Consider the following 15,149-nt stretch of genomic DNA (forward strand, 5'->3'; position numbering starts at 1 on the left):
GTTCGACTATGCGGAGGTGTATCCTCCGGTTGTAGGGCAAAGGTAGCAGCTAAGTGGAGGAATGTCCTCCGCTTATCGGGTGAAACGGACATCGAATGAGTGTGAGAGCGGACACAGCGGCATCGAAGCCCCTACGGGCAGATGCCGAACGCAACCGACGCCGCATCGTGGACGCGGCTCGCGAGCTGTTCGCTTCCCGCGGTATCGACATCACGCTCGACGACGTCGCCGCGCACGCCAAGGTGGGCGTCGGCACCGTCTATCGCCGCTTCTCGTGCAAGGAAGAGCTCATCGACGGCGTCTTCGAGCAGCGCCTCGAAGGAATGCTCGCCAGTGCCGAACGCGCCCTCGAAGCGGAAGATCCCTGGAGTGGGTTGGTGGGCTTTCTCTCGGACGTATGCGAGGAAATGGCGTCCGACCGCGGCCTCGGTGATGTGGTCCTCGGGTCGGACGAGGGGTGCCGCGGCATCGCGGAGATGCGCCGACGGATCGATCCGTTCTTCGCGAAAATCGTCGATCGCGCCCTCGAATCCGGTCAGCTGCGTCCCGATGTGGCCGTCACCGACTTCTATCCGGTGCTGGGGATGATCGGCTCGACCGTCGAATTCTCCAGTCATGTCGATCCCGCGAACTGGCGTCGGTACTTCACGGTGCTGCTCGACGGCCTGCGCGGTGATTCGGTACCCCGATCGGATCTCCCCGGACGTCCCTTCACCGACGACGAAGTGGATACGGCGAAGGCGGCCATGCACGGTCGCCGCCGCTGACTGGTGATTCGTCCAACTTCGGTCTGTACGTTGTGTGCGCCGTCACGTAAGGTGCGTCACGGTAAGTGCTACGCGGGGTAGCGCACACCTGGCAGCAGGTGTTCAGACGTTGGGGGTTCGATTTGCGTTCGACGCGTGTCTTCGGTTCGGCCGTGGCAGTGATGGCAGTGTTCATGGGGGTGACTGCGCCGGCCGTGTCGGCAGCACCGTCGACGGGTTCGACCGTCGAATCCGACTTCTACATTCCGCCGAGCCCGCTGCCTGCAGGCGCGGCGGGCGACGTGATTCGTTCCGAGCCTTCGCATCTCGCGCTGTCGGTGCCGGGCATCGGCGGCACCCTGCCGGGTGAGGCAACCCGAATCATGTACCGCAGCACCGATTCCAACGACGACGCCAACGCCGTCACGGGTACCTACATCGACCCGGCCGCGCCGTGGACCGGTCCGGGGCCGCGCCCGCTCGTGGTGTTGGCACCGGGAACGCAGGGGCAGGGCGATCAGTGCGCGCCGTCGAAGATGCTCAACAACGTCATCACCTACACCCCGCCGCTCGGATTCATGGTCGAGTACGAGGTACTGGCCGCGTATTCGCTTCTCTCCCAGGGCTATGGCGTCGTGATCACCGATTACGAGGGTCTCGGCACGCCGGGCGCGCACACCTATGTGAACCGCGCGTCCGAGGCCCACGCCGTGCTCGACGCGGCCCGCGCAGCTCAGCAGCTGCAGGGCACCAAGATCTCCGGCGACGGCCCGGTCGCGGCCTACGGCTACTCGCAGGGCGGCGGAGCTGCCGCAGCGGCGGCCGAGATCGCCGACGAATACGCCCCGGAACTCGACCTGGTCGGCACCTACGCAGGAGCACCGCCCGCGGATCTGAAGAAGACCCTCGAACAGGTCGACGGCACCATCCTCACCGGCGTGATCGGCTACACCCTCAACGGCCTACTCAATTCCGACCCCGGTCTGCAGCCGATCGTCGACGAGAACATCAACGACGCAGGCAAGGCCATGCTCAACCTGGTCGCGAATCAGTGTGTCGGAGAGACGATTCTGAACGTCGGGCTGCACCGCACCAACGAGTACACCAAGACCGGCGAGCCGCTGTCGGTCGTGCTGGACAGGTTGCCTGTCGCGCAGGAAATCCTGGCCAAGAACAAGATCGGTGAGCGTACGCCGAACGCCCCGGTACTGATCCAGTCCGGAACCTCCGACGACATTGTGCCCCACGGTCAGGCCGTCGAACTGGCCGGCGACTGGTGCGGCAAGGGTGCAACAGTGCAGCTCAGTTCCGCGCAGGTCCCGGCTATCGTGCCGGGTTCCGGTGCCGGGCATCTGATCCCGGACATCCTCGGTCTCGGCGAAGCTCAGAGCTGGATCAAGGATCGCTTCTACGGAGTGCCCGCCCCGTCGAATTGCTGATCGGCAACCGATGATCGAACGGCCCGCGCTCACCGAGCGCGGGCCGTTCGGCGTTCCCTCCCATGTCGGCCATCGATTCGTTTTCAGCAGGCATGACCGACGTCACACCGTCGAGTTCTCCAACGAGCCCACAGCGGTGTGAGGGTGTAGAAGGATGCGCAGCAGGGTACTGCCCTGCAATGCCCTGAGGTTGGGCTGTCGAGCGGTTGGGGTGAGTGAACATGCGGGACAGTTACACGGAGGCGCTCGACACGTTGGCGTCGGAGCTGTCCGAAATGTCGAGAATCGCGGAACGAGCGATGGCTGACGCCACGCGCGCGCTGCTCACCGCCGACATCGTGCTCGCCGAGCAGACGATCGAGTACCGCGAAGAGATCGACACTCTCGCCGTCGAATGGGAACACGAGGCCTTCGCTTTCCTCGCTCGACAGTCGCCGGTTGCTCACGATCTGCGCCGTGTCGTATCCGGGATCAACATCGTGGCGGACCTCCAGCGCATGGGTGGACTCGCGGTGCACATCGCGGAGCTGGCCCGCCGCCGTCACCCCGCGCATGTGCTGCCGCCCGAGGTCGAGGGCGTGTTCACCGAGATGGGTCGGGTAGCCATCGCTCAAGCGGAGGCGACCCAACGGGTGCTCGAGACGCGGGACGCCGAACTCGCCGCGAGTCTGCGAACGCAGGACGAGGAGATGGACGCTCTGCACCGCAGCCTGTTCATGTTGACCTCCGCGCCCGACTGGCCGCACGGTGTACCGGCCGCCGTCGACATCACGTTGCTCGGCCGCTTCTACGAGCGGTATTCCGACCACACCGTCGAGGTCGCGAAACGGGTCATCTTCCTGGTGACCGGAGCGCGCCCCACCGACGAGTCTTAGTCTGCGAGAACCGCTCGGAGATGGCAGGATCGGCACGATGAAACGTGACGTCTCCGCGTACCTCGATGTCGATGTGACCGAGGCCAGCACCCTCGAGTTTCAGATCGCGATCGCGCCGCATCCAGGAACCGAAGTGTGGGAAGCACTCTCGTTCACACTCGACGGCCAGCCCGTCGAAGCGCAGGAAATCAGTGGCGCGCACGGCACCCGCATCCACAAGCTGCACGCCGGCGTCGGCAAGCTCGAAGCGTCGTACTCGGCGACGATCTACGGCAACACCGACCCGGCACCGGTGTCCGATTACGACCTGTCGCTGTATCTGCGGCCGAGCCGCTACGCCGAGGCAGACAAGTTCTTCGGTTTCGCAGCAACGGAATTCGGCTCGTACCCGCCGTCGGAGAAGCTTCTCGCCGAGGTGTCGTCCTGGGTGGGAGCTCGGCTGAGCTACGTTCCCGGAAGCAGCGACCCCATCGACGGTGCCGTCGACACCCTCCTCGCCGGTGCCGGAGTATGCCGCGACTACACCCACCTCGTCGTCGCACTGCTCCGCGCAGTGAACGTGCCCGCTCGACTCGTGGCCGTGTACGCGCCGGGCTGCGATCCGATGGACTTCCACGCAGTCGCCGAAGCCTTCGTCGAAGGACAATGGCGAGTGGTCGACGCCACCTGCCTCGCGCCGCGATCGACCCTGGTGCGTATCGCAACCGGACGCGACGCAGCCGATACCGCATTCCTCGACAATCACGGCGGATCGATCATCCTCAACAGCGCTGTCGTCGGAGCCGTCGTGGATGGGCCGCTGCCCTTCGACGACATCACCCAATTGGTGTCGATCACCTGATCCGGTCGCTTCGAGGCGCGTTAGGCTGCGGCCCGTGCGAATGTCGTTGCGGCGTGGTGGTGTGTGGACCGATGCGATCGTCGTCGGCGTGGTCGTAGCCGTCGGTGTCGTTGCCGCAGGTCTCACCCACCAGCCGATGGGGCAGTCAGGATATGTCAGTGAGCCTGTCGAATACCCTGTGGACATTCCGGGGTGCGAATCCGTGGAGCCGCCCGAGGAAGAGCAGTTCTACGGTGTATTCACATCAGGCCAGGAGAACTACGACAATCCCGCTTACCCTTGGCTGACGTCGAAGAAGGCGCACGCAATGTCGATCGCAGTGCGCGGCGCTCTCCCCTCGCAGGTTTCCCTCGTTGCCGGTTCGTCGTTCTCGCCCGGCGGTGATCCGCTGGTCTTCCAGCCGGTAGCCAGCGCGGACGCGGCATACGACCCCGGCACCTCCGCGGACGCGGTGGTCACACGCGACGGTGTCGAAGGTTCGCTGACGGTCAACGTCACCCGCGTCGACGACGGTCCGAAGCCCTGCCAGGCCGGCTGGCTCGATGCTCGCGAAACACTCTCCGACGGAACTGTCGTCGACACGCGGGACACCTGGGACGAATTCGACGGAGACCGCTCCCATACCAACTTCGCGCGCGTGTACGCACCCGATGGTTCCGTCGTCGTCGCGTCATCATCCGACCAAAACGCCGATTTCGAGACCACCGGTACCGTGCCACTGTCGATCGAGGAGTTGCGCTCGATAGCGCTGCGGCCGGAGTTGCTGTGGTCCACACCGGTTCCGATCGACACGCCTCCGCTCCCGATTTCATGCGACACCAATTCCGAGGGCGCAGGGCAGTTCTCGTCTCAGTCCGTCGATCGCCTCAACGCGTCTCTGGACGAGTTCTGGCGAGCGGCCCAGCTTCCAATCGAACTCGACAGACCGCTGGGCTCGATGCGAACCTCCCCGTCGGGATCGGCCGGAGCGTGCGGAGCCGTGATGGTCGGCGACGGCACCCTGACGATCAGAGTGATCGACGCGGACTACGAGCCCTCCGAAAACCCCTGGGGTGCGCTGACATTGCCTGACGGATCGCAATTCCGCGACGACAACCCAGGCGCGAGTGCAATGACTCTCGACGGTGATCCGATCGAGGACGTCACGTTGGTCAAACCGTCGGGCACCCGAGTGGACGTGCAGATCGCGGCTCGCGCAACCAGTGTCGACCGACCACTTCTGCAGGCAATCGCGTTGGCTGTAGCCGGTTCGGTCGACTGAACTCTGGCACGCGGTTCACCTAGTCTTCACTGCACGTTTCGACGATCGCCGCATCGATCGGATCAGCTGTCAACGCAACCACTCCGGCAAGCCGTGCCTGCAGGCAGAGACCACCGGACATCCACTTCTCCCAGTCGATTCCGTCCTCCTCCTCGAGGTATCCGGCGGGAGCAGATCGGTCGGTGGGGTCGGCTTCCCGGCCGAGCTCGAACTGTCGCTCAATTGCCCCGTCGACTGCGTACACGAAGGTAGAGAGTGCATTCACATCCCAGTGCACGGTGATGCTGGTGCCGAATGCGTCGGACAGCTTCTCTGGAACAGGGGGGAGTGCGCCTGAGATGGTGAACTCTTCGAGTACCCAGACCCAGTCGCCTGATACGCCGGCGTAGCGCCTCGCCATGTCACTGTCAGGGAGCGAATCGGACCAGTCGTCGACATCCGTGTCGGCCGGCTTGCGAGATCTCGTGGGGTTGACCGACGCGAACACTGCTAGCACAGCCTCGGGATCCGTCGAGCGCACGAGCGTGAAACACAGGCCCAGGTCGAAGCGGTCATCCTCATCCGCCCACTCGAATTGGGTCTGCGAAATCTCGCTGATAGTCATGAGTCGAGCCTTTCATCAATGGGGACGGTGCATGGCAGGATCGAGGCCATGTCTCGCACTCTGAACCTCGTCGGCGATCCGGAGGCCGATGCATTGCTCGCCGAGGATCCGTTCGCGCTGTTGATCGGCATGCTTCTCGATCAGCAGGTGCCGATGGAATCCGCCTTCGCCGGGCCGAAGAAGCTCGTCGACCGCCTCGGTGATCTGAAGGTGGATACCGTCGCCGACGCCGATCCGGACGACTTCGCCGCATTGTGTGCGCAGACCCCGGCCGTGCATCGTTTTCCCGGCTCGATGGCCAAGCGCATCCAGGGACTCGCCGCATTTCTGGTCGAGAACTACGACGGTAAGCCGCAGGAAATCTGGACCCGCGACGACCCCGACGGTGCCGAGGTTCTGAAGCGTCTCAAAGCACTTCCCGGCTACGGCGATCAGAAGGCGCGCATCTTCCTCGCGCTGCTCGGCAAGCAGATGGGCGTGACGCCCGACGGGTGGCGAAAGGCCGCCGGAGCGTACGGCGACGAGGGTGCACGTCGATCCATCGCCGATGTCGTCGACGAGAAGTCCCTGCTCGAGGTACGCGAATTCAAGAAGGCAGCGAAAGCGGCAGCCAAGAACAAATAAGTCTGTCGGTGCCCGTCGGTACGTTGTGGCAGAACTTGCACCGGGGGGACGAGATGACCGAGAAGATCGGGACGTACGAGGGGTGGCTGGCCTCGCTCGACGAGGACGCACTGACGGATCTGCTGCGACGTCGACCGGATGTGGCGACCGACCCGCCACCCCGCTCGTTCGGGTTGCTCGCGCAACTCCTCGGTTCGCCCTGGCGGGTGGCGGCACTTCCTCGAAAACTCGACAGAGGTGCGCTCGACCTGCTCGAGTTGTTCGCGCTCATGGAAGATCTCAGCCGCGCCGAGATCGGACACTGGACGGGCGAGGGAATCTCGAACGAGACGCAGCACATCGATGCAGCCCTGAACACTCTGATGGCCTTCGGCCTGATCTGGCCGCACACGGCAGGGGGCTCGGACGCGGTCGAGTACCGCCCCGTCGATCTGTCCGGCGTGTTCTCGCATCCGTTCGGACTTGCCCGCAGGCAGCGAAAGTTGTTCTTGCACTGCGCCGTCGAGCAGGACCGACTCGCTTTGCTGACCCGCCTCGGAGTCGACTCCTCGCTCGATCGAGCCGAACGCGCCGACGCCGTCGCGGCCGCGATGACCCCCGAACGTATCCGAGCCTTGTACGACGACGGCCCACCCGAAATGCGAGAGATGTTGTCTCGCTTCGTCGATGGACAACCGGCGTCATTGATCTTCGATGTGCCGCCGACCGCAGGTACGGCCGCCTTCGAGCGCGGGCTGCTGTATCGATTGGATGGGCATCGCGTCGAGATGCCGTTAGAAGTGAGCATCGCGCTGCGAGGAGACGGGTGGCGATTGCCCATCGAGCTCAGGCCGCCGGAATTCGCCACTCGTGTTCTGTCACACAATGACTCGCGGCGAGCGCGCTCCATCGCCTTGCTGCAGTTCTGTGAGCACACGCAGGCGTTGTTGACGGCAATCGACACCGATGGCCTGGCAATGATGAAGACCGGTGGCCTCAGCGCCAAAGAACTCCGTGCGCTGACTGCTCGTCTGGGATTCGCCGACGAGCATCACACCGTGCTGATGCTGATGCTGGCGCGCGAAGCCGGTTTGCTCGCCGACCGGGGAAAGACCGGTATCGCATTGACCTCGACGTACGAAACATGGTCGACGAGCTCGCGATCCGAGCAAGCGGCAGCATTGCTGGCCGCGTGGTGGTGCTCGCCCTTCACGCCGACCCATCGGGTGCCGAGATCCTCCCAGAAGACCTCGCCGGTACTCAAGAAGATGCTCGACGATCCCGCAGCCGCAGACGTGCGTTCGACTGCCTTGGCGGCTCTTCTGCGCCTCGGCGGATCCGACAGCCCGACGCCGGTGTTGTCCGATCCCGACGAATTCGCCCGCTACCTCGAGTGGCATATTCCGGTCGTCTCGACGAGCGCCGGGCCTGGCCACGTGCGCGCACTCTGGGCCGAGGCCACCCGCCTCGGAGTTCTGGTCGACGGCGCACCGACAGATCTGTGCGCCACCCTGACGGACTTCCGAGTGGGTCGAGACGGCGATCCGCGCCAGATCGCCTCCGCGCTGGCAACGCAGCTACAGGATCTGGCCGAATGGGTGCCGTTCTCGGTGCGCCTGCTGCCCGATTCGACCGCAGTGGTCACCGGGCCGCCGAGCACCGAGGTGGCGTCGATACTCGGTGCGGCCGCGCAACCCGAGTCGCGGGAAGTGGCGTCGGTCTGGCGCTTCACGCCGGCGACGATCCGCAGCTTCTTCGACACCGGTGGTACCGGGGAGGAGTTGATCGACGCCCTCGCCGAGATGGCCGCCACCGACGTTCCCCAAGCCCTGGCCTACACGATCCGAGACTGTTGGCGCACCTACGGCGCACTGGCCGTGCGCAAGATCCCGTGTGCCATCGTCTCCGAGGACGTCGTACTGCTGACGAACATCGAGACGGACGAGGCATTGGCGGTGCTGAAGTTCCAGCGGCTCGCGCCGACAGTCCTGATCAGTTCTGCCACACCCATCGACACTCTCGCGGTGCTGCGCAGGCATGGATACTCCCCGGTGCGACATTCCGACACCGGCCGGCTCGAGCTGGCCAGCGCGACCAAGGTCCGCGCCAACACCACCCGCACCCCGCACCCGAGCGCACCCGCAGCACCGGTTCGACGCGAATCACGCGAGCTGGCACAGCTGCTGCGGACGGGCGACTCCGGCACCGTCGACGACGCGCGGGTGCGTTCCGCACTCAGCACGCACAGCAGACTGCTGCCACGGGAGCTCGATGCGTTGACCGACGCCGCAGCGCGCGGCGCACCCGTCTCGATCGACTATCAGAACTCCAAAGGCGCAATCGTGCGGCACGCGATCTCGGACGCGCTGCAGGACGGCAACTGGCTACTCGCGCTGTCGACGTCCACCGGCGCCCGGGAAAGCTTCGCGATCATGAACATCAGAGCGGTGTCCGTCGGTCCACACTGATGCACGATGCAACCGAGCCGTGGGTTCCGTCGCGCACACCGACGCGCGATGCAACCTTGTCGTCGGTCGCCGGTACCCTTTCGGGCGTGGCCCTCTACCGGAAGTACCGTCCAGCGACGTTCGCCGAAGTCGTCGGTCAGGAGCACGTCACCGAACCGATCAGCGTGGCGCTCGATTCCAACAGAATCAACCACGCCTATCTCTTCTCAGGCCCTCGTGGCTGCGGAAAGACGTCCTCGGCGCGCATCCTCGCTCGATCGCTGAACTGCGCCGAAGGACCGACCTCCACCCCCTGCGGTGTGTGCAACTCCTGCGTCGCACTGGCACCGGGCGGACCCGGCAACTTCGACGTCGTCGAGATGGACGCAGCCAGCCACGGTGGCGTCGACGATGCCCGCGATCTTCGAGACAAAGCCGTGTACGCCCCGGCCGAGTCGCGCTACGTCATCTTCATCATCGACGAGGCACACATGGTCACCCCGGCCGGCTTCAACGCGCTGCTGAAGGTCGTCGAGGAACCGCCGGAGCACCTGGTCTTCATCTTCGCGACCACCGAGCCCGAGAAGGTGCTCCCCACCATCCGCTCGCGAACCCACCACTACCCGTTCCGACTGCTCGCGCCGTCGACGATGCGCGGCCTGCTCGAGAAGATCTGTGGTCAGGAACAGGTACCGGTCGAGGACGCGGTCTATCCACTCGTCATCCGCGCGGGTGGCGGTTCTCCGCGTGACTCGCTGTCGGTCATGGACCAGTTGCTGGCCGGAGCCGGACCGGAAGGCGTCACGTACCCGCGAGCTCTGTCGCTGCTCGGCGTCACCGACGTCGCGCTGATCGACGAGGCCGTCGACGCACTGGCCGCGGGAGACGGCGGCGCATTGTTCGGCACCGTCGACAAGGTGATGGACGCGGGCCACGACCCACGTCGCTTCGCCATCGACCTTCTCGACCGCATGCGAGACCTGATCCTCATGAAGGCGGTACCCGACGCCGGTGAACGTGGCCTGGTCGACGTGCCGGGCGACGTCCTCGAACGGCTCCGCGACGAGGCGGACCTGCTCGGCTCGGCGACGCTGACTCGCTACGCCGAAATCGTGCACTCGGGCCTCGGCGAAATGCGAGGGGCCACCGCGCCGCGCCTGCTGCTCGAAGTGATGTGCGCACGGATGCTGCTGCCCTCGGCCTCCGATGCGGAATCGGCCGTACTGCAGAGGCTCGAACGCGTCGAACGTCGCCTGGACGTCACGCTCCCTGCCGGTGAGCAGGCGGCAGTGGCACAGGCAGCCGCAGACCCGACACGACCACAGCTGCCCGCGACCGACGAGCCTGCGCCCTCCGGCCCACCCCCGGTGAACAAATTCCAGCGACCGTCCCAACGACAGCCGGCCGCAGAGTCCGCAGCCGCGGCACCAGCATCGGCTCCTGCTCCGTCTCCGGCACCCGCGCCTGCCGCGGCACCCGAACCCAAGGCGATCCCGGAACCGTCTCCGGTGCCAGAGCCTGCAGCCCCCGAGCCCGCTCCCACACCTGAGCCAGCTCCGACACCCGAGCCCGCTCCCACACCCGAGCCTGCAGCCCCCGAACCGGCTCCGACCCCCGAACCGGCTCCGACCCCCGAACCGGCTCCGACCCCCGAACCGGTCCCGACCCCCGAACCGGTCCCGACCCCCGAACCGGAACCCGAGCCCGCACCGGTCACGACTCCCGTTGCAGCGCAACAGCATTCGGAACAATCACTCGCCCACGAGGATTTTCCGCCGGAGCCCGAGGACGAGTACGGCCCGGAGCCCGAGCCGGTGTACGAATCCGAGCCCGAGCCTGTCGCGGCACCCGCGGCGGCCTCCAACGAGCCCGATGCGGCGGCCGTCCGCGCGGTGTGGTCCGAGGTGCGAACCAAGGTACGAGAGCGAAGCAGAACCGTCGAGGTGATGTTGTCCGGTGCGTCGGTACGCACCGTCGAGAACGGCACCATCACTCTGGGCCACGATTCGGCACCGCTCGCGAAGCGTCTCGAAGAACCCCGCAACGCCGACGTCATTCGGGACGCGTTGCGTGACGTGTTCGGCGTCGAATGGTCGGTGGTCTGTCTGGTGGGTGCTGCGGCACCACCGGAACCGTCATCAGCAAAAAAAGATGAACCGGCAGCGAAACCCGCGTCGCTGCCGAAGTTCTCGAGGCCGAGCCAGGCAGGGGCTCCCCGTCCGACGTCGGACGGTTTCGGTTCAGCGGGCGATGGATCGGACGCAGATATTCCGATGCCCGAGGCCCCGGACTATCCCGATGATCCCGAGCCGGTAGGTCCGCCGCCTCCGGAGACGCCGGAGGACGAGGAAGAACTGCTCAAGGCCGCGGCCGAGCCTGCGGACCCGTCGGTTCGCCGGGACCCGGAAACCGTCGCCATGGAGCTGTTGGTGAGCGAACTCGGAGCGGTACCGCTCAAGGAGATCTGAGACTCAAGCAAGCGTGAGGTCGTCGGTGTCGACGAATACCAATCGGCCGCTGTCGAGAGCGACGGCCCAACGCTTGGCGACGGCCCAGTCCCGCGAGGTGCTGTCGGTCGCTTGGACTCCGAAGTCGTCGACGATCGCGCCGGTCTCGTAGGAGTCGGATCCAGAACTGTCGGCTCCGGACTTGTCGTCGTTGCGAGTGCGTACCTTGACGCGAGCGCCCACGGTCGGTTCGTTGTCGGTTTCCATGGTCGGTCTTCTTTCGCCTTCGGTCGATCTGACGCATCGTAATTTCCCACGACGGGGTCGTTCAAACCTGAACCGCATCGTGGGTCATGCGAAACGCTCGTTTCGGTCCTTATGTCGGATCGGTATGCCAACTTACTGTGGCATGAGCTGAGGTCTGTCATGGCCTCGCACCGACGCGATCGGCCGGCACGGCGATCGCGACAAGATCGAGTATGTGGAAGGAACTGCGCGCTGTGACTACAGAGGCATTCATTTACGAGGCCATCAGGACTCCCCGAGGTAAAGGAAAGAACGGCTCCCTGCATTCGGTGAAGCCGATTTCCTTGGTGACCGGGCTGATCGACGAGCTTCGTCGACGTTTCCCCGACATGGACGAGAACCGAATCTCCGACCTCATCCTGGGCGTGGTCTCGCCCGTCGGAGATCAGGGTGCCGACATCGCCCGCACGGCCGTGCTCGCAGCCAAGATGCCCGACACCGTCGGCGGCTTCCAGCTCAACCGCTTCTGCGCGTCGGGCCTCGAGGCCGTCAACCTGGCCGCGCAGAAGGTGCGCTCGGGCTGGGACGAACTGGTTGTCGCCGGCGGCGTCGAGTCGATGTCTCGCGTGCCGATGGGCAGTGACGGCGGCGCCTGGGCCATGGACCCGGCCACCAACTACGACACCTACTTCGCCCCGCAGGGCATCGGTGCCGACCTGATCGCCACCATCGAAGGATTCACCCGCGAGGACGTCGACGCGTATGCCGTCCAGTCCCAGGAGCGCGCCGCAGCGGCGTGGTCCGGTGGTTACTTCGCCAAGTCCGTCGTTCCGGTCACCGACCAGAACGGTCTGCTGATCCTCGATCAGGACGAGCACATGCGTCCGGGCAGCACCGTCGAGTCGCTCGGCAAGCTGAACCCGGCATTCACCGGTATCGCGGCCATGGGCGGGTTCGACGACGTGGCGCTGCAGAAGTACCACTGGATCGAGAAGATTGATCACGTCCACACCGGCGGAAACAGCTCCGGCATCGTCGACGGCGCAGCCCTCGTCCTCGTCGGCAGCGAGCAGGCGGGCAAGGACCTGAACATGGTCCCGCGCGCCCGCATCGTCGCGACGGCCACCAGTGGCGCCGACACGACCATCATGCTGACCGGACCGACCCCGGCGTCGAAGAAGGTTCTCGCCACAGCAGGACTGACCGTCGACGACATCGATCTGTTCGAGCTCAACGAGGCGTTCGCTTCCGTGGTGCTGCGTTTCCAGAAGGATCTGAAGATCCCGAACGAGAAGCTCAACGTCAACGGCGGCGCGATCGCCATGGGCCACCCGCTCGGTGCCACCGGAGCCATGATCACCGGCACCGTGCTCGACGAGCTCGAGCGCCGCGGCGGCCGGTACGCCTTGATCACCCTGTGCATCGGCGGCGGCATGGGCGTTGCCACCATCATCGAGCGAGTCTGAGGTAGAACGATGTCTGACAACATGATTCAGTGGGACCAGGACGCCGACGGCATCGTCGTTCTGACGATGGACGACCCCAACCAGGGCGCCAACACGATGAACCAGCTGTACAAGGACTCGATGGGCGCGACGGTCGACCGCCTCGAGGCCGAGAAGGACAGCATCACCGGAGTTGTGCTGACCTCCGCCAAGAAGACGTTCTTCGCCGGCGGTGATCTGCACACCCTCATCGAAGCCAAGCCCGAGGACGCCCAGCGGGTGTTCGACGAGGTCCAGGAAGTCAAGGGACAGCTGCGTCGGCTCGAGAAGCTCGGTAAGCCGGTCGTGTCCGCCATCAACGGCGCGGCACTCGGCGGCGGACTCGAGATCGCGCTCGCGACGCATCACCGCATCGCGGCCGATGTTCCCGGCGTGCAGATCGGTCTGCCCGAGGTCTCGCTCGGTCTCCTGCCCGGCGGCGGCGGCGTTGCCCGCATCACGCGACTGCTCGGCATTCAGACCGGCTTCATGACGGTCCTCGCTCAGGGCACTCGGTTCCGTCCGGCCAAGGCTCTCGAAATCGGTCTGGTGCACGAATTGGTCGGCAGTATCGACGAATTGGTGCCCACCGCCAAGGCATGGATCAAGGCCAACCCCGAGGGTGGCGTCGCACCGTGGGACGTCAAGGGTTACAAGATCCCCGGCGGCACGCCGTCGAACCCGAAGCTCGCGCAGATCCTGCCTGCTTTCCCGTCCAACCTGCGCAAGCAGATCAAGGGCGCACCGATGCCGGCTCCGCGCGCGATTCTCGCTGCGGCAGTGGAGGGTGCGCAGGTCGACTTCGACAATGCGTGCACCATCGAGTCGCGGTACTTCACCGAGTTGGTCACCGGTCTGGTGTCCAAGAACATGATTCAGGCGTTCTTCTTCGACCTGCAGGCGATCAACGCCGGCAAGTCTCGTCCCGACGGCATCGAGAAGACCACCTTCACCAAGGTCGCGGTTCTCGGCGCAGGCATGATGGGCGCGGGCATCGCGTACGTGTGTGCCAAGGCCGGAATCGACGTGGTGCTCAAGGACGTTGCCATCGAGTCGGCGCAGAAGGGCAAGGCGTACTCCGAGGCCATCGAGGCCAAGGCACTCTCGCGTGGCAAGACCACCCAGGAGAAGTCGGACGCTCTGCTCGCACGCATCCACCCGACCGCCGATGCCAAGGACGTCGAAGGTGCCGACCTCGTCATCGAGGCCGTCTTCGAGTCGGAAGAGTTGAAGCAGAAGGTCTTCCAGGAGATCGAGGACCTCGTCGATCCGACGGCGCTGCTCGGTTCCAACACCTCGACGCTGCCCATCACGAGCCTCGCTCAGGGCATCAAGCGTCAGGAAGACTTCATCGGCATCCACTTCTTCTCACCCGTCGACAAGATGCCGCTGGTGGAGATCATTCGCGGCGAGAAAACGTCGGATGCGGCCTTGGCCAAGGCATTCGACCTCGTGCAGCTCATCAAGAAGACCCCGATCGTCGTCAACGACAGTCGTGGATTCTTCACCTCTCGCGTGATCGGTACGTTCATCAACGAGGCCATCGCGATGCTGGGCGAGGGCGTCGAGCCGTCGACCATCGAGCAGGCCGGTCTGCAGGCCGGTTACCCGGCTGCGCCGCTGCAGCTTTCGGACGAGCTCACGCTCAACCTGATGCAGAAGATCCGCAAGGAAACCTACGACGCCATCAAGGCCGCCGGTGGAACGCCCCCGGAGGATCCGGCCGGCGAGGTCATCGACAAGATGGTCGACGAGTTCGAGCGTCCGTCGAAGGCCAAGGGCGCGGGCTTCTACGAGTACGAAGACGGCAAGCGCGCCGGCCTGTGGCCCGGACTGCGTGATGCGTTCAAGTCGGGTTCGGCGGACATCCCGTTCGAGGACCTCAAGGAACGCATGCTGTTCATCGAGGCCATCGAGACGCAGAAGTGCTTCGACGAGGGTGTCCTGAACACCACCGCCGACGCCAACATCGGCTCGATCTTCGGCATCGGCTTCCCGGCGTGGACGGGTGGCGTGCACCAGTACGTCGTCGGCTACCCGGGTGGCCAGGCCGGATTCGTCACTCGTGCAGACGAATTGGCCAAGAAGTACGGCGATCGCTTCCAGGTTCCCGCCTCGCTGCGCTAGTGCCAAGGCAGTGGTGTGGTTATGTGCCG

The 15,149-nt window shown here is 65.2% G+C and carries 12 protein-coding genes; 10 read left to right on the plus strand and 2 right to left on the minus strand.

The window, feature by feature from the left end; genetic code table 11:
• Window positions 1-95 precede the first annotated feature (95 nt).
• The 5 genes from JLZ96_RS16215 to JLZ96_RS16235 all read left to right on the plus strand — a co-directional run bounded on the left by JLZ96_RS16215 (window position 96) and on the right by JLZ96_RS16235 (window position 5,162).
• Window positions 96-767, plus strand: a complete 672-nt coding sequence (locus JLZ96_RS16215) for a TetR/AcrR family transcriptional regulator (protein ID WP_032392805.1) — start codon at window positions 96-98, stop codon at window positions 765-767.
• 161 nt (window positions 768-928) lie between these two features.
• Complete coding sequence (locus tag JLZ96_RS16220; RefSeq protein ID WP_236254122.1) at window positions 929-2,185, plus strand: lipase family protein; 1,257 nt, start codon at window positions 929-931, stop codon at window positions 2,183-2,185.
• A 221-nt stretch (window positions 2,186-2,406) separates the two neighbouring features.
• Complete coding sequence (gene phoU, locus JLZ96_RS16225) at window positions 2,407-3,060, plus strand: phosphate signaling complex protein PhoU (protein WP_027494559.1); 654 nt, start codon at window positions 2,407-2,409, stop codon at window positions 3,058-3,060.
• A gap of 37 nt (window positions 3,061-3,097) precedes the next feature.
• A complete protein-coding gene (locus JLZ96_RS16230) occupies window positions 3,098-3,901 on the plus strand; it encodes a transglutaminase family protein (RefSeq protein WP_027494558.1) in 804 nt (267 codons plus the stop codon).
• Between the two features lie 34 nt (window positions 3,902-3,935).
• Entirely contained in the window at window positions 3,936-5,162 is a 1,227-nt protein-coding gene (locus JLZ96_RS16235; RefSeq protein ID WP_152530349.1) for a hypothetical protein, read from the plus strand.
• 19 nt (window positions 5,163-5,181) lie between these two features.
• Here the strand turns inward: JLZ96_RS16235 and JLZ96_RS16240 are convergent, their stop codons facing one another.
• Window positions 5,182-5,766: a DUF6461 domain-containing protein gene (locus JLZ96_RS16240; protein ID WP_032392803.1), complete on the minus strand. Its 585-nt coding sequence runs from the start codon at window positions 5,764-5,766 to the stop codon at window positions 5,182-5,184.
• A 48-nt stretch (window positions 5,767-5,814) separates the two neighbouring features.
• On the opposite strand from JLZ96_RS16240, the gene JLZ96_RS16245 reads away from it, so the two are divergent.
• The 3 genes from JLZ96_RS16245 (at window position 5,815) to JLZ96_RS16255 (ending at window position 11,284) form a co-directional block, all read left to right on the plus strand.
• Complete coding sequence (locus JLZ96_RS16245) at window positions 5,815-6,390, plus strand: HhH-GPD-type base excision DNA repair protein (RefSeq protein ID WP_027494555.1); 576 nt, start codon at window positions 5,815-5,817, stop codon at window positions 6,388-6,390.
• A gap of 53 nt (window positions 6,391-6,443) precedes the next feature.
• Window positions 6,444-8,837, plus strand: coding sequence for a helicase-associated domain-containing protein (locus tag JLZ96_RS16250; RefSeq protein WP_201010585.1), 2,394 nt, complete (start codon window positions 6,444-6,446; stop codon window positions 8,835-8,837).
• Between the two features lie 86 nt (window positions 8,838-8,923).
• The gene (locus JLZ96_RS16255; RefSeq protein ID WP_201010586.1) at window positions 8,924-11,284 is read left to right on the plus strand and encodes a DNA polymerase III subunit gamma and tau; all 2,361 of its coding nucleotides are present in this window, start codon (window positions 8,924-8,926) and stop codon (window positions 11,282-11,284) included.
• A gap of 3 nt (window positions 11,285-11,287) precedes the next feature.
• Here the strand turns inward: JLZ96_RS16255 and JLZ96_RS16260 are convergent, their stop codons facing one another.
• Window positions 11,288-11,530, minus strand: a complete 243-nt coding sequence (locus tag JLZ96_RS16260; protein ID WP_201010587.1) for a hypothetical protein — start codon at window positions 11,528-11,530, stop codon at window positions 11,288-11,290.
• Window positions 11,531-11,763: 233 nt separating this feature from the next.
• On the opposite strand from JLZ96_RS16260, the gene JLZ96_RS16265 reads away from it, so the two are divergent.
• Window positions 11,764-12,975, plus strand: a complete 1,212-nt coding sequence (locus tag JLZ96_RS16265; protein ID WP_027494551.1) for an acetyl-CoA C-acetyltransferase — start codon at window positions 11,764-11,766, stop codon at window positions 12,973-12,975.
• A 9-nt stretch (window positions 12,976-12,984) separates the two neighbouring features.
• The gene (locus JLZ96_RS16270; protein ID WP_201010588.1) at window positions 12,985-15,120 is read left to right on the plus strand and encodes a 3-hydroxyacyl-CoA dehydrogenase NAD-binding domain-containing protein; all 2,136 of its coding nucleotides are present in this window, start codon (window positions 12,985-12,987) and stop codon (window positions 15,118-15,120) included.
• Window positions 15,121-15,149 lie beyond the last annotated feature (29 nt).

This window comes from Rhodococcus sp. NKCM2511 (genome assembly GCF_014905595.1).
Taxonomy (GTDB): Bacteria; Actinomycetota; Actinomycetes; order Mycobacteriales; family Mycobacteriaceae; genus Rhodococcoides; species Rhodococcoides fascians.

Bases quoted from the DNA above. Each gene is read 5' to 3' on its own strand.
- JLZ96_RS16245 (WP_027494555.1), top strand. From the start codon at position 5,815: ATGTCTCGCACTCTGAACCTCGTCGGCGATCCGGAGGCCGATGCATTG.
- phoU (WP_027494559.1), top strand. From the start codon at position 2,407: ATGCGGGACAGTTACACGGAGGCGCTCGACACGTTGGCGTCGGAGCTG.
- JLZ96_RS16230 (WP_027494558.1), top strand. From the start codon at position 3,098: ATGAAACGTGACGTCTCCGCGTACCTCGATGTCGATGTGACCGAGGCC.
- JLZ96_RS16220 (WP_236254122.1), top strand. From the start codon at position 929: ATGGCAGTGTTCATGGGGGTGACTGCGCCGGCCGTGTCGGCAGCACCG.
- JLZ96_RS16240 (WP_032392803.1), bottom strand. From the start codon at position 5,766: ATGACTATCAGCGAGATTTCGCAGACCCAATTCGAGTGGGCGGATGAG.
- JLZ96_RS16250 (WP_201010585.1), top strand. From the start codon at position 6,444: ATGACCGAGAAGATCGGGACGTACGAGGGGTGGCTGGCCTCGCTCGAC.
- JLZ96_RS16260 (WP_201010587.1), bottom strand. From the start codon at position 11,530: ATGGAAACCGACAACGAACCGACCGTGGGCGCTCGCGTCAAGGTACGC.
- JLZ96_RS16215 (WP_032392805.1), top strand. From the start codon at position 96: ATGAGTGTGAGAGCGGACACAGCGGCATCGAAGCCCCTACGGGCAGAT.
- JLZ96_RS16270 (WP_201010588.1), top strand. From the start codon at position 12,985: ATGTCTGACAACATGATTCAGTGGGACCAGGACGCCGACGGCATCGTC.